This window comes from Microbacterium sp. SORGH_AS_0428 (assembly GCF_031453615.1).
GTDB lineage: Bacteria > Actinomycetota > Actinomycetes > Actinomycetales > Microbacteriaceae > Microbacterium.
This window is the reverse complement of record NZ_JAVIZT010000001.1, coordinates 1,847,211-1,865,306: the sequence shown is the minus strand read 5'-3', so window position 1 is coordinate 1,865,306 and position 18,096 is coordinate 1,847,211. Positions and strand designations below refer to the sequence as shown.

The following is an 18,096-nucleotide window of genomic DNA, read 5'->3' as shown; positions in this document are numbered from 1 at the left end:
TCACTGGCAGGTCAGTTGTGCCCGGCAATTTACTGGTCGGCCGGCCTGACGTGAGGGGGCTTGCGGAATGACCGAAAACGTGGCAGCGGCTCTCGCGTCGAACGTCTGATCCTGGGTGTCCGCCTGTGCACAACTCGAGTCGATTCGCAACCTTAAAGCAGGACTTCAACCACATGACATTCCGCAGGTGTGGGTAACAACAAATCCCAGATCACGTTAGCGAAAAGCGGCATGTCTGGGACGCGGTTATCCACTTATCCACAGTGTCCGTCCACAGGGTGCGCGGCGTTTCGCGCAATTTCCCCACAGGGTTATCCACAGGCCTGTTTGCGTGTCGAATGAGCCGACTTTAGCGTGGGGGAGGCTTCAGAGCCGGCCCGAGAAAAGGGCCCGCGTGCGTCAGGGGAGACGCGATGTCGGAGGCGGGTGATGTGCTTACGCATCGTCCGTTTTCGCGTGCGCGGGCGCGCGGAACGCGGGTCGATCACGTTCGAACAGCGACGCCTTCCGGCGCCAGAGGGGAGTGTGGACACTCGTGTCCATCGCCGACATCCCAGCGGACCGCCTCGAGCCCCGACGCGAGTACGAACGAACGCCCCCGCACGACGTGCTCGCCGAGCAGAGCACCCTGGGCGGCATGCTCCTGTCGAAGGATGCGGTGGCCGATGTCATCGAGAGCCTGCGCGGTGCGGACTTCTACGTACCGAAGCATGAGCTGATCTTCGAGGCCATCCTCACGCTCTACTCGCACGGCGAGCCGACCGACGTCATCGCCGTCACCGACGAGCTCATCAAGACCGGTGACCTGCAGCGCGCGGGCGGTGCCGACTACCTGCACACGCTCACCTCGATCGTTCCGACGGCGGCGAACGCCGGCTACTACGCCTCGATCGTCTCCGAGCGTGCGCTGCTGCGCCGCCTCGTCGAGGCCGGGACGCGCATCGTGCAGATGGGCTACGCCGGTCAGGGTGAGGCGACCGAGATCGTGAACTCGGCCCAGGCCGAGATCTACTCGGTGACGGGAGCCGAGACCACCGAGGATTACGTGCCGCTCACGACGGCGGTGGATGCGGCCGTCGAGGAGATCGAGGCCGCCCGCGGTCGCGACGGTTCGATGACCGGCGTGCCCACGGGCTTCGCGCAGCTCGACGAGCTGACCAACGGGCTGCACGGCGGTCAGATGATCGTCGTCGCCGCCCGCCCCGCCATGGGTAAGTCGACGCTCGCGCTCGACTTCGCCCGCGCCGCTGCAATCAAGCACAACATGCCCGCGATCTTCTTCTCGCTCGAAATGGGCCGTAGCGAGATCGCCATGCGTCTCATGAGCGCCGAGGGTGCCATCCCGCTGCAGAACATGCGCAAGGGAACTCTCGACCAGCGGGACTGGACCACTGTCGCCGCCACCCGCGGCCGCATCAACGACGCGCCCCTGTACATCGACGACAGCCCCAACATGACGCTCGTCGAGATCCGCGCCAAGTGCCGCCGTCTCAAGCAGCGCGTCGGACTCAAGATGGTGATCATCGACTACCTGCAGCTGATGACCAGCGGCAAGAAGGTCGAGTCGCGTCAGCAGGAGGTCAGCGAGTTCTCGCGTGCGCTCAAGCTGCTGGCGAAGGAGCTGCAGGTTCCCGTCATCGCGCTGTCGCAGCTGAACCGTGGTTCCGAGCAGCGCCAAGACAAGCGCCCCCAGGTCAGCGACCTGCGTGAGTCCGGCTCGATCGAGCAGGACGCCGACATGGTCATGCTGCTGCACCGCGACTCGGTATACGACAAGGACGTGCGCCCCGGCGAGGCCGACCTCATCATCGCGAAGCACCGTAACGGTCCGACCGCGACGATCGAGATCGCCTTCCAGGGTCACTTCTCCCGCTTCACCGACATGGCCGCGGGGATGTAGCGGGGGTGCAAACTCCCGCCGAAGATGTCGAATTCCCGGCCAACTTGTCCAGACACGTCGGGCAGCTTCGCGGAGCGACACCTGTCGAATATGGCTGAGGGTTCCAGCAGCCTTTCGCAGCATGACGTTCTGCGAACGGTCGATTGTGAACCCTCATGGGCCGCGAGTGCGTTCGCGTCGTGGCTTCCAGTCCGCTCCGCCGCGGTGAATCAGACTGGCTGCGCCGCGCCCCTGCAGTTCGCCGGAGAGGACTGGGCGCCCAGAAAGCGCGACGAGGAGTGAGAGAGCCCGGCCGCGCACCTCGGCGCCTTCGCCGATCTCGGTGGCCGCGTCGCTGGCGATCAGACGGAGGCCTTGCGCTCGTGAACGGGAGTACTCGGTGAAGTCGTGGCGTGCGAACCATTGCAAGGTTGCTGCGGCGGTTTGAGCCGGCACCTCGTCCGGGATGCCGACCGGTCGACGGATCTCCTCACCGTGGATCAAGACCTCGCCCAGTCCCGCCATGAGCGGACCGGCCGCGCGTCGTTTGTTGCGGATCGCTCGTTCATACCTGTCCAACGTCTCAGCGGGCGAAGTACCCAACCGCGTCACGACTCCCCGTTCCTTGTGGAGCTCGAAGTCAAAGCGCGCGGAGAACACGCTGTGCAGCCATGCGGCGACGCTCTGCTCTGCGCCGGCGGCCAGATGCGCGATGGTCTGCTCAAGAGTCCATGAGCCGACGAGGGCGGGAGATTGCCACTGCTCGGCGGTGAGGGATTGAGTCTGGTCGTAGAGACGCTGCCGTTCGGTGTGGATCATCGACCAGAGCGCGGAGACGCTCATCACTTGACTCGACGCTCGATGTGGACGGTGACGGTGTCGCCCACGTCCTTGCCGAGCTTGCGGCGGAACGCAGCGTTCAACGACACCATGTGACCACCCGTCCCGGTGACCATCATTCCGACGTCTGTCAGCGGCAGGTCGTCGACAGTGAGGTCTACCCGAACAGAGCGGCCCGTGCCGAAGAACGCGGCAGAGTCGGGCATCTCGACGCAGGCCCAGACCTCACCCTTGACGTTCACGCCAATCGGGGCGGTGAAGGTGTGATCGAGCATGATGGGATCGAACGGCATGGGTTCTCCTGAGTCGTGGGGACACTGTCGATAGGTGAGACTGCGCGGCGCGGGCAGAATCGTCGCATGCCGCAGAACTTCTTGGACACGCCCGCGGGTGAGCGCGAGAGCGCCAACGAGGACTCTCGTGAACGATTCGAGCGTGCCGTGGCAGAACTACGCCCGGGCCTGCACGCGCACTGCTACCGAATGCTCGGGTCCGTGCACGATGCGGACGACGCTCTGCAGGACGCACTTCTGCGCGGTTGGGCAGCGTTCGACCGATTTGAGGGACGCAGCTCGCTTCGGACGTGGCTCTACACGGTGGCTACCCGGACGTGCCTGGACACAGCGAAAGCCCGGGGAAAACGAGCACTTCCGATCGACCTTGGCCCCGCCGCTACCGAGCCCACCGTCCACGCAATCCCGGACACCGAGATCGAATGGTTGACACCGTACCCCGATCCGGCAGACTCGGTGGAGCGCGCCGAACACGTAAGACTCGCCTTTGTCGCAACGTTGCAGCTCCTCAGCGGCAACGAACGGGCTGCGCTCCTCCTCGTCGACGTGCTCGGCTTCTCAGCCTCCGACGCGGCATCAGCGATGGGGACCAACTCGACAGCGATACACTCGGCTCTGGCGCGCGGCCGGCGAACGCTAGCGAAACGTTATTCCTCACCGGTCGTCCCTGCACTGCCCCGTCCGTCGCAATCGTCCATTTCCCTCGCCCATCGGTTCTCCGAAGCGCTCACTAACTCCGACCTACGAGCGTTCATCGACCTTCTGGCCCCCAACGCGACGTGGCAGATGCCGCCACTTACAGAGTGGTATGCCGGCTCAGATGCTGTCGCAGCTTTCGCGCATGCCGTCCCGATGACGCTGTGCCCAAGCTGGCGCACTCGCGAGCTCACCGCCAACGGACAAGCCGCTGTCGCCTTCTATGTCGGAGAGGATCAAGCCGGTCCGCACGAGGCGTGGTCTCTGACGTTGTTGGATACACAAGACGGGCTGATCGCCAGCATCACGTCGTTCCTCGATCCCGGCCTCTTTGCGCGGTTTGAACTGCCGACGTCGTTGAACTGACGTGTTCGAAACCCGCCCAGAATCGCTTCCTGAAGAGGCAGACCAGTTTGACCGCGTCGGGACCGTCCGGAGAGTGCGGACTGACGCAGTGGTCCCACGGTACGTCCCCGGCGAGAAAGACCCCGATCTGGATGTATGTGGCGGACCTACAGTGGCAGTTCCGGTCCCGCACCCGGAAGGCGGCGACGCCACGAGAGGGTGGAGACGACGGGCGGTGCTCCTTCGGCGGTCAGCTACCCGCGTCGTCGCCCTCCCAGAGGCGGGGGCCGGCACCCTCGCTCGCGAGGGCGTCGGCGGGGTTCTGAAGAGCACAGGTCCGCAGGCTCAGGCAGCCGCAGCCCATGCACCCGGTCAGGTCGTTGCGCAGACGTTCGAGTGAACGGATGCGGCTGTCGAGCTCTTCGCGCCACATCCGCGACAGGCGGGCCCAGTCCTTCTTTGTCGGCGTGCGGCCTTCCGGAAGCGAGTCGAGCGCCGTGCGGATGTTCGCGAGAGGCACGCCGACGCGCTGTGAGACGCGAATGAAGGCGATGCGACGAAGCACATCCCGGCGGTAGCGACGCTGGTTGCCCGCGCTCCGCTCACTCGTGATGAGACCCTGCCGCTCGTAGAAGTGCAGCGTCGAGATCGCGACGCCGCTCCGCTGCGCGACGTCGCCGACGCCGAGGACAGGGCCGTGCGCGGTCATTTGACCTCAACCTTAGTTGAGGTCCTAGCTTGACGACATGACCTCGCCCCACCGTGACGACACGCATGACGCTGCGGCCTCTGCAACCTTTCCACCCCTAGCCGAAGAGACTCGCCGCACAGGGGGCGTGCTCGATGCGCGGTACCGGTGGGTGAGCATCGGCCTGTTCCTCATCGTGATGCTCGACGCGTTCGTCGCGCTCGGCGTCACCACGATGATGCCCACGGTCAGTCAGGAACTGGACGGAGCCGGGCTGTACGCCTTCGCCTTCGCCGGGCCGGTCGCGGTGAGCGTCGTCGGAATGGTGCTCGCCGGCATCTGGTCCGATCGGGGGAATCCGCGTCGTGCGCTCATCGTCTCGGTGCTCGTCTTCGCCGCGGGGCTCATGGTGGTGGCTCTGGCGCCGAGCATGTGGGCCTTCGTCGCCGGTCGTCTCGTGCACGGTCTGGCGGGCGGGGCGATCACCGTGGCCCTGTACGTCATCGTCGCCCGGGTCTACCCCGAGGCGCTGAGAGCGAGGGTCTTCGCCGGCTTCGCGGCTGCCTGGATCATCCCCTCCCTCATCGGACCCGTCATCGCGGGCGTGCTTGCCGAGACGGTCGGATGGCGCTGGGTGTTCCTGGGCGTCGTGGTGCTTGTGCTTCTGGCGCTGCTGATCGTCGTCCCCGCGATGCGCGACGTGCACGGGCCCGCGGATCGGACCGTGCTCGGTCGCGCAGAAGTCGTGCGATTCGGTCTGGCCGTGATCGTCGCATGCGCCGCCCTCGTCATCGCCCTGGCCGCCGAGTCGCGCGGAGTGATGCAGTGGCTCGTGCCGATCATCGCGGCCGCCATCGCGCTCGTCGCCCTTCGTCCCCTGTTGCCGGCGGGTACATCGCTCGCCCGGCGGGGGCTCCCCAGTGTCGTGCTCATGCGCGCCCTCGTGGCCGCCACCTTCTTCGCGGCGGAGATCTACGTTCCATTGCTCTTGGTCTCGCAGTACGGCACCTCGGCTGCGGTTGCCGGCCTCGCGCTCACCGTCGCTGCGCTGAGCTGGTCGGCAGCGTCCTGGGTGCAGGGGCGACTCCCGAGCATCAGCCATGTCCTGGCCGCCCGACTCGGCACGCTCGGCCTCACCATCGGCGTCGCCTCCCTCTTCGTCGCGGCGTCGACCGGCGCGACGCCCGTCATCGTCGTGGCCGGGTGGGCGTTCGCCGGAGCGGGGATCGGTCTGATCTACCCCCGGCTCGGCGTGCTCGCCCTCGAGTACTCGACCACCGAGAATCAGGGCTTCAACAGCTCGGCGCTGACCATCGCGGAAGCGACCGCATCCGCCGTCGCCGTTGCGGTCACCGCGATCGTGTTCTCTGCCTTCGGGGGTGCCGCATCTCCCCGCGCGTTCGCGGCGGCCTTCGTCGTCGTGGGAGCACTGTGCGTGCTCGCCTGGCTGTGCGGACCGCGTGTCGCGCGACGCTAAGGTTGCATCTCTGTGTCCCGCCGCGGAGCGTGGCGTCAGGCCACCCAGAACCCCGACGCGCACAGCAACCTCGTCTCCTCGTCGGCGTCCGCCGGCGGCTCGATGGCGGGCGGGAAGACGCCCCACTGCCGCCACTCGTCGGCGTGCGGGGTGACGTGCTCGTTCAACCCGGCGATCAGCTCGGCGGAGAGGTGGAACGGGATGCCGAAGTGCTTCGCGATCGAGTACGCCTGGAAGGCCCGGTAGGTCGCGAGGTGCGCGAAGCCCTCGTCGGCCGGGTAGTCGCCGTAGGTGAAGCGGAAGGTCTCAGCGATGTCGCCGGATCGCACCGCAGCAGCCGCCGCGTCGTTGAGGTCGTCATAGGAGGCGACGGGGTCGTCACCCAAGAGGTCTGCGTCGGCGTACGGGTCGCCGTCCGCGGCCGCGCGGCCGGCGAGGACATCGGGAATCCAGGCTTCGTCGTAGGCATGTCGCCCGAGGATGCCGAGCAATGTGGGCGACTCGAGCTGGCTCCACTCCTTCGGCACGGGGGCGGAGAAGTCGGCGGGATCGAGCTGATCGATGACCTCGCGCAGCGCGGCATCGGCGTGAAGGAAGAGTTCGGCTGGAGTCATGGCGATGACGGTACTCCGGGGGTCCGGCATCGACCAGAGCCGGGGAGCATCCGCTGCTCGGCGCTGCCCGCCTCACGCCGTGCGAGGTGCTCGGAGCGCAGGATGGCCCAGACCTGCTTGTCGTGGAAGACACCGCCGTTGAGCCAGGCGCCGCGGAGGGTGGCTTCGTGCCGCATCCCCACCCGTTCTGCGACCGCCGCGCTCCGGACGTTGTCGGCGCGACACCGCCACTCGGCCCGGTTGAGTCCGCGCTCGAGCAGCGCCCAGTCGAGCAGCGTGGCCACCGCACGCGTGACGAGCCCTCGTCCCTCGGCGGCCGGTTCGAGCCAGCATCCGATCTCGCAGACTCCGGCGGCGGCGCTGAAGCTCACGAACATGACGCCGCCGCGCAGCACGCCGTCGACCCAGATGCCGTAAAGACGCCCGCCGTCGGCGGCGGCCGAGTTCGCGTAGCGGGCCAGGGTCGCGGCGGCGCCCTCGACGGAATCCGTGACGAACGACGGCCCGACCCAGGGGCGGATGAACTCCCGCGCCCGGTCGAGATGCGCGGCGAACTCCTCCGCATGCCAGATCTCGAGGGGGCTCAGGTAGGCGCTCGCGTCGAGCTCGTGTCGGAACATGGGACCAGCGTTGCATAACGACTGTTATGTCGTCCAGACTGAGCGGATGACGGGATCGGATGCGTACCGCCAGCGGCGCGAGGACGTGGCGGCAGCGGTGTGGCGAGTCCTGGACCACGCGGGGTTCGCTGCCCTGTCGATGCGCGCGGTCGCCCGCGAACTCGACGCGACCACGGGCGTCGTCACGCACTACTTCCCGTCGAAGCGGGAACTGACGAGCTTCGCGCTCGAACTGCTCGCCGAGCGCTCGGGCGCGCGCGAGCGGCCCGCCACCACCCGGGGCCCCGCGGACCTGCGCTCCGCGCTCCTCGACATGCTCCCGCTCGACGACGTCTCGCAGACGTCGAACCGCATCTGGATCTCCTCCTGGGACGCCGCTCTCGCCGACGAACGCCACGCCGCCGAGCATGCGGAACGCTACCGGGTCAGCCGGGCCAAGGTCGACGGCCTCGTCGCCGAGTTCCTCTCCGCCGACGAACGCGACGACGAGCGGGTGGACCGCGTGACTCAGACTCTGCACTCGTTCGTGCTCGGACTGACGGTCCAGGCGGTGCTCGACCCGGCCGCCTACCCTCCGGAGCGTCAGGTCGCACTGCTCGACGGCCTCCTCGGCGACCTCGGGTAGGAGTGCCTGCGAAGACGCGGGGAGGGGAGCTCAGCGGGAGCGACCGAGCGCCCGCTGGATCAACGTGACCTGAAGCGGCAGCCGCACCACCGACACCGCGAACGCGGCCCAGGCCTTCAGAGTCCGCCGACGAGCGGCACGACGCCCGAGATCGATACTCATCTGCGCGTTGGCGGGCCAGACGGCCGCGAGCACCACCGCGCTCGCGCGACCCGCGGCCACTCGGGTCGCCGGCACGGCCAGGCCGACCGCGCACGCGAGCTCGGCGCCGCCCGAGACGAGCACCAGGGCCTTGCCCCACCGCCGAAGCGCACGGGGGATGATGGGCGTGAAGACGCCGGGCCGGACGAGATGGACGACGCCCGACACCGCGAACGGAACCATCACGATCCACGGGATGGTGGCGGTGGGCTTCTTCGCACGACGGGTCATCAGGCCATTGTGCGGCTGCTCGCTCGGGATCGGAACTCGTAGGACGTCGACGCGTCGTCATCCCGGACTGCAGAGACAATGGACGGATGCCCCGCATCCAGTTGACCGGAATCCTGATCTGCGCGAACGATGAGCAGGCGGCGATCGTCGCGACACAGCTCCCGCGACACATCGAGCTCACGCGAGCGGAAGCGGGCTGCATCCGGTTCGACGTGACGCCGACGGACGACCCGCTGGTGTGGGATGTGGCGGAGCTGTTCGCGACGGAGGACGCGTTCCGCGCCCACCAGGAGCGCGTCGCGGCGAGCGAGTGGGGCGCTGCGACGGCCGGGATCGAGCGGAAGTACTCGATCCAGCAGCTCGCCGACTGAGACTTTGACCCGGCGCGTTCCGGATGCTGCGCGCCCGCCGTCCGGGACACTGTTCGGTAGGCGAGCACATCGCCGCCGCGGGACCGGAGCGAGGGAGCAGGGGATGCGGTACGACCTCAAGCGGGATCTCGGGGCGCTGTACACGCCTCCGTCCGGCCGGTTCGTCCAGGTCGATGTTCCCCAGATGCAGTACCTCGCGATCGACGGGCACGGCGACCCGAACACGGCGCCGGCGTATCGGGCCGCGGTCGAGGCGCTGTACGTGTCGGGATACCAGGTCCGTGGTGCGTTCAAGAGACGCACCGAGTCGGACTTCGTCGTGGGTCCCCTCGAAGGGCTGTGGTCGAGCGACGACCCCACCAGCTTCGTCCGGGGCAGCAAGAGTGATTGGGACTGGACCATGCTGATCCCGCTGCCCGCCCCGGTGAGCGCGGAGGATGTCGCGGAGGGGCTCTCGGCCGCATCCGCGAAGAAGCCCGCCGCGCCGATTGCGCAGGTGGGGCACCTCGAGATGACCGAAGGGCTGTGCCTGCAGACCCTCCACATCGGCTCCTACGACGACGAAGCGCCGGTGCTGGCGCACCTCCACGACGAGGTCATGCCGGAACGCGGTTTCACGTGGAACGGCCGTCACCACGAGATCTACCTGGGGGATCCGCGACGCGCAGCGCCCGAGAAGCTGCGGACCATCCTGCGCCAGCCGGTCACACCTGCCTGACGGGCGGGCGTTTCGACTCGCGGTGCTCGCTCAACGACCGGCGGGCGTCGCATCCGCCACGCGGGCGGCGAGGGAGCGTGCCGCGGCGGCGAACTCCGGAGGGCCGAGCACGGTGAACGGCGCATCGAAGCGCAGGACCCACGACAGCACTCCGGCCCATGACCACGATCCGACGCGGATGCGGCACGTCGTCTCTGAGACGTCGACCCCGTCCGCGTCCCCGAGCCACGGCGCGGCAGCACGGAGGGGCAGCTCCAGCAGGATCTCGCCGTAGACGGGCCACCTCTGCGGGCTGTCGGATCCCTTGGTCCGCGCCGACAGGAACGCCGCGGCATCGCCGTGGGGAATCGGCCGCGGCGTGAACCGCGCACCGAGCGGGATGCGGGGCGTCATCCGGTCGAGGCGGAAGATGCGCCAGTCGGCGGCGTCGAGATCCCACGCAACCACATACCACCGGCCGCCACGGGCGACGACGGCGTGCGGCTCGGCGTTGCGCGAGAGCTCGTCGCGGTAGTCGAAACGCAGGACGCGGTGGTCCCCGGTCGCCGTGCTCACCGCCTCCAGCACGGCGGGGTCGACCGCATCCGAGACCGCGGTGTCGGTGAAGCGGATCCCGTCGATCCGATGCCGCAGCCGCGACGGCATGACCTGCCGCACGGTGGCCAGGGCGCGTGCGGCAGCGTCGGCCACATCCACGCCCGTCGCGGGAGCGCTCTGCAGGGCAACGGTGATCGCGACCGCCTGCTCGTCGTCGAAGAGCAGCGGCGGCAGCTCCGATCCCGCGGCGAGCCGGTATCCGCCGTCCGGACCCTTCGTGGCGTCGATCACGTACCCGAGCGCCCGAAGCCGCTCGATGTCGCGCCGGACCGTGCGCGGGGTGACGTCCAGGCGTTCGGCGAGCACCCCGCCCGGCCAGTCGCGCCGCGCCTGCAAGAGCGACAGCAGCGTGAGCATGCGGGACGACGTCGCGGACATGCTTTCATTCTCGGTCGAGAAGCGGACAGAAAGCGTCCTCTACATCGCCGATCGTGGAGATCGCGGCGCTCGCCGCATCCCATCTACCGAGGACGCACCATGACGATCACGACCACCACCCACCTCAACCTCCGCGGCGCCGCACGCGAGGCGCTCGAGTTCTACCAGTCCGTCTTCGGCGGCCACCTCATCGTCGCCACCTACGCGGACATGGGCATGCCTGCAGACGTCCCCGGTGCCGACCGCGTCGTCTTCGGCCAGCTCGAGAGCGCCGACGGACTCCGCGTCATGGCCTACGACATCCCCGGGCAGGATGCGGGTGGCATGGATGGCGGAACGACCAGTCGTACGAACGGGGTCACCCTCACCGACCGCACGTTCTTCCAGTCCGTGCGCGGTCAGTCGATCGACGAGATGACGGTGATCTGGGAGCGTCTTGCCGACGGCGCTGACATCATCGAGCCGCTCGCCGCCTCCGCATGGAGCCCCGGGTTCGGCATGCTCACCGACCGCTTCGGCGTGACCTGGGTCGTCGACGTACAGGCGGCATACGCGGGCCGACCCGGGGCGCGTCTCGCGTCGCTCGCTCGATGACCAGAGCCGGGGTCGTCGGGCGAGCTCCGCGGGAAGCGACGACGGCCGGTGGGGACCCGCAGGACGGCCCGATGCGCCCGGGGTGGACCCGATCCGGCTCGTAAGGTGAGCACGTGACGCTGCTGATGACCCTCACCTCCGGGCTGCTCTGGCTGTCCGCGGGCACGACGCGGCGCGACCTCTCGGGCAGCGCTTACCTGCAGACCCTCGATCCGGCGCGTGCACCCGCATCCGTCCCGCGCGACGCGACGCGCTGGGGCGAGATGACCGCGCAGCAGGTCGGCGGCCGCCTCGTCCGACGATGGCAGCCCGTGGACCACGTGGCGGGTCGCGAGCTGATCTACTTCCCCGGCGGAGGGTTCGTGAATCCCCTCGCGACGGCGCACTGGTGGATCATCCGCAGGCTGATGATGCGCACGCGCGCTGCCGTCACGATCGTCGACTATCCGCTCACCCCCGAGCACACGTACGACCAGGCGCGAGCCTTCGTCGATGCCGTCTACGCGAACGTCGCGGACGACCCGCGCACCACGCGGTTGTTCGTCGCCGGAGACTCCGCCGGCGGCAACGTCGCCCTCTCGCTGGCACTGCGCGTGCGGGAAGAACGCCGTCGCCCGATCGACGGCCTCATCCTGCTCGCGCCGTGGGTCGACCCGACGATGCGCAACCCGGAGGCGGCGCGTCTGCAGCGTCGTGATCCGTCGCTGCGTTGCGCCGGTCTGCGGGCGGCGGGCGTCGCCTGGGCGGGGACCCTGCCGACCGACGACCCGCAGATCAGCCCGATCTTCGACAGCCTCGCCGGCCTGCCCCCGACCCTGCTGTTCCAGGGCGGGCGCGACATCTTCCTCGCCGACGCACAGCTCTTCGCCGAGAAGGCGAGCCGGGCCGGCAGTCCCGTGCGGCTGGTCGTCGCCCCCGACGGCTTCCACGTGTACCCGGGCGCCTCCTGGACGCGGGAGGCGCGCGAGGCGTACGACCTCGTCGCGCGCTTCGCCGACGACCCGGCGGGTGTCAGCCGGGGCTAGATTCTCGCCATGGCGGATTCAGACGAACGCTTCGCGGTGATCCAAGCGGCGGAGACGGCCCTGCTCTCGAGTGAGATCCGCGGTGATCGGGATGCGGCGGCGAGACTGCTGCATCCTGACTTCACCGAGATCGGGCGCTCCGGATGCCACTGGACACGAACGGAGATCCTCGAGTCACTCGCGGCGGAAGGTCTGCGGGAGACCCCGTCGTCGGACGAGTGGCGGTTCGTCGATGTCGCGCCCGACACCGTGCTCGTGACGTACCGCCTGCGCGCGGCGACGACCGTCAGTCGTCACTCGTCGTTGTGGGTCGTGTCGGACGGGACGCCGCGCATGCTCTTCCATCAGGGCACTCTCGTGCCGGAGGACTGAACGCGCGTCACTCCTTCTCGGTGTCGGCTGGCTTGTCCGACTCGCCGGACTCGCCGCCCTTGGATGTCATGCCGATGACGAAGAAGCTCATCGCGAGCACGAAGAACGGCAGTGCGACGGCGATGTTGTCCATCGTCAGCCAGAACGTGACCGCGATCGCGAGGAACGGGATCGCCACGGCCACGTACGTCGAGTTCCAGGACTGCTTCTGGTCGCTCATGCCGCGAGCCTATGAGCGCGCCACCGCCTCGCGGATCCCCCTCGAGACGGAGAACGCACTCTTCTCACGGCCCGCGCCGGGTCGCTGCGTCGATGCCGGTGCTTACGCTCGTCGGCGGTGCACCCCTTCTACGATCCGACCCTGACCTACGAGCAGAACTACGCGCGCGGGCCGTTCGGGGCATTCGCCGAACCCGCGACGGATGCGGCCCCTCCGGCCCCGGGGAACAGCTTCCTCGGGCGGGCCGTCGGCACACCGTTCGGCATCCCCGCGGGGCCGTTGCTGAACGCGCGGTTCGTCGCGGCGGCCTTCGCGCACGGGTACGACCTCGCCGTCTACAAGACGGTGCGCACGCGCGCGCACTCCAGCAACCCGTTCCCGAACGTGCTCGCCGTGCATGTCGACGGCGACCTGACCCGCGATGCCGGAACCGTCCGGGCGGACGGCGAGTTCACCGAGCCGCTGTCGATCAGCAACTCGTTCGGGGTGCCCTCGCGCGATCCCGACGTCTGGCAACCCGACATGGCTGCGGCCGTCGCCGCGGCGGGGGACGGCCAGCTGCTCATCGGCAGCTTCCAGGGCACCCGGGGCTCCGGCGGCGAACTGGCGCTCGTGGCCGATCACCTCCGTGCCGCCCGGCTGGTCGTCGAGACCGGCGCCGCGGTGCTCGAGCTCAACCTGTCGTGCCCGAACGAGGGCGCCGCATCCCTGCTCTGCTTCGACACGCCGCGCGTGCGCCGCATCCTCGCCGTCGTGAAAGACGAGATCGGCGACGTCCCTCTCCTCGTCAAGCTCGCGTACTTCGACTCGGATGCGGCCCTCGAACGGTTCGTCGACGCGACCGCGGAGTTCGTGGCGGGCTACGCGGCGGTCAACACGATCCCCGCCCGGCTCGTGACCGCATCCGGAACGCCCGCGCTCGGCCCCGGACGCGAGAGCGCCGGCGTGTGCGGCGCCGCCATCCGGTGGGCGGGACTCGAGATGACCTGCCGGCTCGCCCGCATCCGCGCACTGCGCGACGCCGACTTCGCGATCGTGGGCGCCGGCGGCGTGACGAGCCCCGCCGACTATCTGGCCTACCGACAAGCGGGAGCGGATGCGGTCATGAGCGCCACGGGCGCGATGTGGCACCCGCACCTCGCGCGCGAGGTGGCGCGGGTGGCGGCGGGCTGACCGCCGCGGCCGGACGCTGCGCTCGCGCGTCGGAGATTCATCCTCCGGTCGGAGGTTCGGGCCGGAATCCTCCGACATCGGGCCGAATCTCCGACGGGAGCCGAGGGGGCGACAACCGGCGCAGGAACCCCTCTGAGGTATCACGCGGGAGGTACTTCCGAGGGATGCGGGGCAGTCGCCTCGATTCATAGCGTCGAGGGGTGGACGTCGTCACCGATCTCATCCTCCAGGCCGCCGCCTCGCCGTGGCTGCTGCCGGTCATGTTCGCCGCGGCCGTGATCGACGGGTTCTTCCCCCCGATGCCCAGCGAGACCGTGCTCGTCGCCGCGGCCGCCGTGGCCGCCGCCACCGGAGACGTGCCTACGCTCGTCGCCCTCTGCCTCGTGGCGGCTCTCGGCGCCGCGATCGGCGACAACATCGCCTACGCGATCGGTGGCAGGGTCGGCACGAGCCGGTACGGATGGATGCGGCGACCCCGCGTCGCGGGAGCCTTCGAGCGCGCTCGCGCGGCGTTCACCACGCGGGGTGCCCCGCTCATCCTGGGCGCCCGCTACATCCCGGTCGGGCGGGTCGCCGTGAACATGTCGGCCGGGGCGCTGGGATACCCGTGGCGACGCTTCGCTCCGCTGAGCGTCGTCGCCGGCGTGAGCTGGGCGCTCTACAGCGTCGTCATCGGAACCCTCGCCGGCCAGTGGCTCGGCGACCAGCCGGTGCTGAGCGCCGTGATCGGCGTCGTCCTCGCCCTCGGGGTGGGCATCGTCATCGACCGCATCGCTGCGCTGCGTCGCCGCGCACGCGACGTGGCCGAGACGATCGCGCACGAGCCGGCGTCGGCCACACTGAGAGCATGACCGAGATCCCGCGCTCCGCGCCACGCACGCGCTCGCAGATCCTCGGGCTCGTCGCGCTCGCCGTCACGGGCGTCGCCCTGTTCAGCGTCCTCGTGCCGCTGCACGCCGTCTTCTACGGCACCGCGCTGCCGCTTGCGATGCTCCTGGGCGCGGGAGTGTGCGCCGCGCCGTGGATCTCCATCACCCGCCCTCGCACCGCCATCGCGGTCTTCGGCGTCACGGCCTTCGTGCTCCCGCTGACGGTGACCGTGCCGCACGACGGCGCGTGGCCGTGGCCGTGGTCGGTGCCCGCGATGATCGCCTTCCTCGTCTTCGTCCTGGTGATCACGACGCTGCACGGCTGGCGACTCGGTCGATGGCCGTGGGCCATCGGCAACCTCGGTTCGCTCGTCGCGCCGCTCGTCATCGCGGATGCGGCGCCCGCCGCCACCGCGAACCTCATCGTGACCGCGTCGATCTCCACCGCGGTGCTGCTCATCGGAGTGCTCCTGGCGGGCCGCATCCGGCTGAACGAGCAGCTCACCCGCGAGCGCGAGCTGACCGCATCCGAACAGTCCCGGCGCATGCTCGTCGAGGAGCGCACCCGCATCGCCCGCGAGCTGCACGACGTGCTCGCCCACAGCATGTCGGTGATCCAGGTGCAGGCCTCCACGGCCCGCTACCGCCTCGCCGACCTCTCCGAGCAGACGGTGCAGGAGTTCGACGACATCGCCGCGTCGGCGCGCGCATCGCTGGGGGAGATGCGCCGACTGCTGGGCGTGCTGCGCACAGAGGGGCAAGCCCCCGAGCTGGCGCCGCAGCAGGGGATGGCGGACATTCCCGACCTGGTGGAGAGCGTCCGTCGCGCGGGCGTGCAGGTCGGCCTGTCGCTCGCCGTCATGACGACCCCGCCACCCGCGGGCGTGCAGATCGCCGCGTACCGCATCGTGCAGGAGGCGCTGAGCAACGCGGTGCGTCATGCTCCCGGTGCGGTCATCGAGGTCAGGGTCGAGGCGCGCGACGGGCAGGTCACGATCCGCGTGCACAACACGACGTCGCCCGAGCAGACGGTCGACGCGTCCGGAGCGGGTCACGGGCTCCGCGGCATCCGCGAGCGCGTCGCCCTGCTGGGCGGAACGGTCACCGTCGGCGCCGATCCCGCGGGAGGATGGACGGTGGCGGCGACACTGCCGACCGCCGGCGAGGAGTCCCCATGAGCATCACCGTGCTGATCGCGGATGACCAGGCGATGGTGCGCGCTGGCTTCGCCGCGCTGCTCGACGCCCAGGACGGCATCCGCGTCGTCGGGCAGGCAGCCGATGGGCAGGAGGCGGTCGCGCTGGCAGCACGTCTCGATCCCGACGTCATCCTCATGGACGTGCGGATGCCGCAGCTCGACGGGATCGCGGCGACCCGCCGCATCCTCGGGCCGGCCTACCCCGCCGCACACGTGCCGCGCATCCTCATGCTGACCACGTTCGACATCGACGACTACGTCTACGACGCCCTCCAGGCGGGCGCGAGCGGCTTCTTGCTCAAGGACGCACTGCCCGAGGAGCTCGTGCAGGCCGTCCGGGTCGTCGCCGCCGGAGACGCCCTGCTCTCGCCCCGCGTCACGCGGCGTCTGATCTCGCAGTTCGCGACGCAGAAGCCGCGCGCGCCGCGGGGCGGAGCGCAGCTGGCGGAGCTGACCGACCGGGAGCGCGAGGTGCTGGTGCTGCTCGCGAAGGGCATGTCGAACACCGAGATCGCGAGCGAGCTGTTCATCGCGGAGCAGACCGTGAAGACGCACGTGGGCAAGCTGCTCGGCAAGATCGGCGCACGCGATCGCGTGCAGGCCGTGATCTTCGCCTACGACGCGGGCCTCGCCGAGCCCGCATCCTGAATCTCACCCCGGGGTAGGGGGTAGGACGACCCCTGGGAGTGATGCCGCAGCACGGGCCGCATCCATAGCCTTCTCGAGACCCACTCGAGGAGGACGCATGGTCATCACGCTCACCGCACCGCGGACGGCGACCGCATCCGCCGCGGGCCGCGACACCGGGATCGATCTCGCACGCGCGATCTGCGTCGTCATCGTCGTGCTCCTGCACGCGGTCATGGTCGGCGTCACCGTGACGCCCGCGGGCCCCGTCTTCGCGAACGCCGCCGAGGGCACCGCCTGGTTCGCCCCGCTGACCTGGGTCGCGCAGATCATGCCCCTGTTCTTCGTGATCGGGGGCTACGCGGGCGCGCTCGCGTATCGACGGATGCGTCGAACCGGCGGAACCGCAGGCGCCTTCGTGGCTGCGCGCGTACATCGCCTGCTCGTGCCGGCGCTTCTCACCTTCGCGGTCGTCGCCGTCGCGCTCGCCGCGCTCCTGGCCGCCGGCGTCGACGGCGAGCTCGTGCGCATCGCCGGCTTCCGATACGCGCAGCCGCTGTGGTTCCTCGCCGTGTTCCTGCTGTGCCAGGCGCTGCTTCCCGCGCTGCTCGCCGCCCACGAGCGCGCACCGCTGCGGACGATCCTGCTGCTGGTCGCCGCCGCGGGTGCCGTCGACGCGATGCGCGCGGCCACCGGCATCGACGCCATCGGCATGCTCAACCTCGCGTTCGTGTGGCTGGCGCTGCAGCAGCTCGGCTTCGTGATGGCCGACGGCACGATCGACGCGCTGCGCCGCCGCACCCGCGTCGGCATCGGCGTCGTGGCGGTCGCCGTTCTGGCGGCGAGCATGGTCGGCGGCGTCTTCTCGCCCGATCTCTACGAGAACCTCAACCCGCCCACCGTCGCGCTGCTGCTGGTGGGAACGGCCCAGACCGCGCTGCTCTCACTCCTTCGCGCACCGCTCGCCGCGGCGAGTCGGCGTCCGGCGGTGGCGGCGTTCACCGGATTCGTGACGGCCCGCACCATGACCATCTACCTCTGGCACATGCCGGTGCTGCTCGCGATGGCCGGGGCGTCGGCGCTCGTCGCCCTCACCACGGGGCTCGAACTGCCCGACCCCTCGAGCCCGGCGTGGTGGCTCACCCGCGTGCCGTGGTTCGTCGTCGCGCTGTCGCTGACGGCCGTCGTGGCGTGGGCGCTGGCGGGTCTCGAACGGCGCCGGATGCCGCGACCCACCGCATCCGTCGCGCACATCTGTCACGCGGTGCTGCTGGGGCTCGCGGCGATCGTGCTGCTGCTCGCGGCGGGCACCAGCGTGCTGACCGCGATCGCGGCGATCGCCCTCGGCCTGTGCGCCCTCGCCCGCATCCGCGCCGGAGCGCCGGGACCGGACCGAGTACTGACGGCCGGCTGACGGGGGCCGCGCGCACGTCTGCGTCGGAGAA

General features: G+C 69.6%; 22 protein-coding genes. 14 read left to right on the top strand and 8 right to left on the bottom strand.

What is annotated here, in order from left to right; all coding sequences use genetic code 11:
* The first annotated feature begins 535 nt into the window (after positions 1-535).
* Complete coding sequence (gene dnaB, locus QE374_RS08910; RefSeq protein ID WP_309734083.1) at positions 536-1,900, top strand: replicative DNA helicase; 1,365 nt, start codon at positions 536-538, stop codon at positions 1,898-1,900.
* A 153-nt stretch (positions 1,901-2,053) separates the two neighbouring features.
* On the opposite strand, the gene QE374_RS08905 is transcribed toward dnaB, so the two are convergent.
* Positions 2,054-2,722, bottom strand: coding sequence for a maleylpyruvate isomerase family mycothiol-dependent enzyme (locus QE374_RS08905; RefSeq protein ID WP_309734081.1), 669 nt, complete (start codon positions 2,720-2,722; stop codon positions 2,054-2,056).
* Entirely contained in the window at positions 2,722-3,012 is a 291-nt protein-coding gene (locus QE374_RS08900) for a DUF1905 domain-containing protein (RefSeq protein ID WP_309734079.1), read from the bottom strand. Before QE374_RS08900 ends, QE374_RS08905 begins: the two co-directional genes overlap by 1 nt.
* A gap of 66 nt (positions 3,013-3,078) precedes the next feature.
* Here QE374_RS08900 and QE374_RS08895 point away from each other — a divergent pair, with 66 nt between their 5' ends.
* A complete protein-coding gene (locus QE374_RS08895; protein ID WP_309734076.1) occupies positions 3,079-4,074 on the top strand; it encodes an RNA polymerase subunit sigma-70 in 996 nt (331 codons plus the stop codon).
* Positions 4,075-4,303: 229 nt separating this feature from the next.
* Here the strand turns inward: QE374_RS08895 and soxR are convergent, their stop codons facing one another.
* Positions 4,304-4,762 (bottom strand): redox-sensitive transcriptional activator SoxR, encoded by a 459-nt coding sequence (gene soxR / locus QE374_RS08890; protein WP_309734074.1) that lies wholly within the window; start codon positions 4,760-4,762, stop codon positions 4,304-4,306.
* 127 nt (positions 4,763-4,889) lie between these two features.
* Between soxR and QE374_RS08885 the strand changes: the two genes are divergently transcribed.
* A complete protein-coding gene (locus QE374_RS08885; RefSeq protein ID WP_309734072.1) occupies positions 4,890-6,218 on the top strand; it encodes an MFS transporter in 1,329 nt (442 codons plus the stop codon).
* Between the two features lie 35 nt (positions 6,219-6,253).
* Here QE374_RS08885 and QE374_RS08880 read toward each other — a convergent pair whose 3' ends face one another.
* Both QE374_RS08880 and QE374_RS08875 read right to left on the bottom strand, forming a co-directional pair.
* Positions 6,254-6,832, bottom strand: a complete 579-nt coding sequence (locus QE374_RS08880) for a hypothetical protein (protein WP_309734070.1) — start codon at positions 6,830-6,832, stop codon at positions 6,254-6,256.
* Entirely contained in the window at positions 6,829-7,452 is a 624-nt protein-coding gene (locus QE374_RS08875) for a GNAT family protein (protein ID WP_309734069.1), read from the bottom strand. Before QE374_RS08875 ends, QE374_RS08880 begins: the two co-directional genes overlap by 4 nt.
* 46 nt (positions 7,453-7,498) lie before the next feature.
* Between QE374_RS08875 and QE374_RS08870 the strand changes: the two genes are divergently transcribed.
* Positions 7,499-8,077 (top strand): TetR/AcrR family transcriptional regulator, encoded by a 579-nt coding sequence (locus QE374_RS08870; protein ID WP_309734065.1) that lies wholly within the window; start codon positions 7,499-7,501, stop codon positions 8,075-8,077.
* A gap of 30 nt (positions 8,078-8,107) precedes the next feature.
* Here the strand turns inward: QE374_RS08870 and QE374_RS08865 are convergent, their stop codons facing one another.
* On the bottom strand, positions 8,108-8,509 hold the full coding sequence (locus QE374_RS08865) for a DoxX family protein (RefSeq protein WP_309734063.1): 402 nt from the start codon (positions 8,507-8,509) through the stop codon (positions 8,108-8,110).
* 86 nt (positions 8,510-8,595) lie between these two features.
* On the opposite strand from QE374_RS08865, the gene QE374_RS08860 reads away from it, so the two are divergent.
* Entirely contained in the window at positions 8,596-8,880 is a 285-nt protein-coding gene (locus QE374_RS08860) for an antibiotic biosynthesis monooxygenase (protein WP_309734061.1), read from the top strand.
* Positions 8,881-8,983: 103 nt separating this feature from the next.
* Complete coding sequence (locus QE374_RS08855) at positions 8,984-9,598, top strand: GyrI-like domain-containing protein (RefSeq protein ID WP_309734059.1); 615 nt, start codon at positions 8,984-8,986, stop codon at positions 9,596-9,598.
* Between the two features lie 30 nt (positions 9,599-9,628).
* Here the strand turns inward: QE374_RS08855 and QE374_RS08850 are convergent, their stop codons facing one another.
* Entirely contained in the window at positions 9,629-10,573 is a 945-nt protein-coding gene (locus tag QE374_RS08850) for a WYL domain-containing protein (RefSeq protein WP_309734057.1), read from the bottom strand.
* A 99-nt stretch (positions 10,574-10,672) separates the two neighbouring features.
* On the opposite strand from QE374_RS08850, the gene QE374_RS08845 reads away from it, so the two are divergent.
* The 3 genes from QE374_RS08845 (at position 10,673) to QE374_RS08835 (ending at position 12,564) form a co-directional block, all read left to right on the top strand.
* Positions 10,673-11,167, top strand: coding sequence for a VOC family protein (locus QE374_RS08845; protein ID WP_309734055.1), 495 nt, complete (start codon positions 10,673-10,675; stop codon positions 11,165-11,167).
* Positions 11,168-11,280: 113 nt separating this feature from the next.
* Positions 11,281-12,192, top strand: a complete 912-nt coding sequence (locus QE374_RS08840) for an alpha/beta hydrolase fold domain-containing protein (protein ID WP_309734053.1) — start codon at positions 11,281-11,283, stop codon at positions 12,190-12,192.
* A gap of 9 nt (positions 12,193-12,201) precedes the next feature.
* Positions 12,202-12,564 carry a nuclear transport factor 2 family protein gene (locus QE374_RS08835; protein WP_309734051.1) on the top strand — a complete coding sequence of 121 codons (363 nt, stop codon included), beginning with the start codon at positions 12,202-12,204 and terminating at the stop codon, positions 12,562-12,564.
* Between the two features lie 7 nt (positions 12,565-12,571).
* Here the strand turns inward: QE374_RS08835 and QE374_RS08830 are convergent, their stop codons facing one another.
* Complete coding sequence (locus tag QE374_RS08830) at positions 12,572-12,784, bottom strand: hypothetical protein (protein ID WP_309734048.1); 213 nt, start codon at positions 12,782-12,784, stop codon at positions 12,572-12,574.
* A 117-nt stretch (positions 12,785-12,901) separates the two neighbouring features.
* Here QE374_RS08830 and QE374_RS08825 point away from each other — a divergent pair, with 117 nt between their 5' ends.
* The 5 genes from QE374_RS08825 (at position 12,902) to QE374_RS08805 (ending at position 18,065) form a co-directional block, all read left to right on the top strand.
* Positions 12,902-13,957 (top strand): tRNA-dihydrouridine synthase, encoded by a 1,056-nt coding sequence (locus QE374_RS08825; RefSeq protein ID WP_309734047.1) that lies wholly within the window; start codon positions 12,902-12,904, stop codon positions 13,955-13,957.
* 200 nt (positions 13,958-14,157) lie between these two features.
* Positions 14,158-14,808, top strand: a complete 651-nt coding sequence (locus QE374_RS08820; RefSeq protein ID WP_309734045.1) for a DedA family protein — start codon at positions 14,158-14,160, stop codon at positions 14,806-14,808.
* Positions 14,805-16,004 carry a sensor histidine kinase gene (locus tag QE374_RS08815; RefSeq protein ID WP_309734044.1) on the top strand — a complete coding sequence of 400 codons (1,200 nt, stop codon included), beginning with the start codon at positions 14,805-14,807 and terminating at the stop codon, positions 16,002-16,004. The genes QE374_RS08820 and QE374_RS08815 overlap by 4 nt, the downstream gene beginning before the upstream one ends.
* Positions 16,001-16,672 carry a response regulator transcription factor gene (locus QE374_RS08810; RefSeq protein ID WP_309734043.1) on the top strand — a complete coding sequence of 224 codons (672 nt, stop codon included), beginning with the start codon at positions 16,001-16,003 and terminating at the stop codon, positions 16,670-16,672. The genes QE374_RS08815 and QE374_RS08810 overlap by 4 nt, the downstream gene beginning before the upstream one ends.
* 97 nt (positions 16,673-16,769) lie before the next feature.
* Positions 16,770-18,065 (top strand): acyltransferase, encoded by a 1,296-nt coding sequence (locus tag QE374_RS08805; RefSeq protein WP_309734042.1) that lies wholly within the window; start codon positions 16,770-16,772, stop codon positions 18,063-18,065.
* Positions 18,066-18,096: the final 31 nt, after the last annotated feature.

What these genes read in the sequence shown, in the direction of transcription:
- QE374_RS08870 (WP_309734065.1), top strand. Translation starts at nt 7,499, where the DNA reads ATGACGGGATCGGATGCGTACCGCCAGCGGCGCGAGGACGTGGCGGCA.
- QE374_RS08895 (WP_309734076.1), top strand. Translation starts at nt 3,079, where the DNA reads ATGCCGCAGAACTTCTTGGACACGCCCGCGGGTGAGCGCGAGAGCGCC.
- QE374_RS08860 (WP_309734061.1), top strand. Translation starts at nt 8,596, where the DNA reads ATGCCCCGCATCCAGTTGACCGGAATCCTGATCTGCGCGAACGATGAG.
- QE374_RS08875 (WP_309734069.1), bottom strand. Translation starts at nt 7,452, where the DNA reads ATGTTCCGACACGAGCTCGACGCGAGCGCCTACCTGAGCCCCCTCGAG.
- QE374_RS08815 (WP_309734044.1), top strand. Translation starts at nt 14,805, where the DNA reads ATGACCGAGATCCCGCGCTCCGCGCCACGCACGCGCTCGCAGATCCTC.
- QE374_RS08850 (WP_309734057.1), bottom strand. Translation starts at nt 10,573, where the DNA reads ATGTCCGCGACGTCGTCCCGCATGCTCACGCTGCTGTCGCTCTTGCAG.
- QE374_RS08880 (WP_309734070.1), bottom strand. Translation starts at nt 6,832, where the DNA reads ATGACTCCAGCCGAACTCTTCCTTCACGCCGATGCCGCGCTGCGCGAG.
- QE374_RS08810 (WP_309734043.1), top strand. Translation starts at nt 16,001, where the DNA reads ATGAGCATCACCGTGCTGATCGCGGATGACCAGGCGATGGTGCGCGCT.
- QE374_RS08900 (WP_309734079.1), bottom strand. Translation starts at nt 3,012, where the DNA reads ATGCCGTTCGATCCCATCATGCTCGATCACACCTTCACCGCCCCGATT.
- QE374_RS08835 (WP_309734051.1), top strand. Translation starts at nt 12,202, where the DNA reads ATGGCGGATTCAGACGAACGCTTCGCGGTGATCCAAGCGGCGGAGACG.
- QE374_RS08830 (WP_309734048.1), bottom strand. Translation starts at nt 12,784, where the DNA reads ATGAGCGACCAGAAGCAGTCCTGGAACTCGACGTACGTGGCCGTGGCG.
- QE374_RS08845 (WP_309734055.1), top strand. Translation starts at nt 10,673, where the DNA reads ATGACGATCACGACCACCACCCACCTCAACCTCCGCGGCGCCGCACGC.
- QE374_RS08905 (WP_309734081.1), bottom strand. Translation starts at nt 2,722, where the DNA reads ATGAGCGTCTCCGCGCTCTGGTCGATGATCCACACCGAACGGCAGCGT.
- soxR (WP_309734074.1), bottom strand. Translation starts at nt 4,762, where the DNA reads ATGACCGCGCACGGCCCTGTCCTCGGCGTCGGCGACGTCGCGCAGCGG.
- QE374_RS08865 (WP_309734063.1), bottom strand. Translation starts at nt 8,509, where the DNA reads ATGACCCGTCGTGCGAAGAAGCCCACCGCCACCATCCCGTGGATCGTG.
- QE374_RS08855 (WP_309734059.1), top strand. Translation starts at nt 8,984, where the DNA reads ATGCGGTACGACCTCAAGCGGGATCTCGGGGCGCTGTACACGCCTCCG.
- QE374_RS08805 (WP_309734042.1), top strand. Translation starts at nt 16,770, where the DNA reads ATGGTCATCACGCTCACCGCACCGCGGACGGCGACCGCATCCGCCGCG.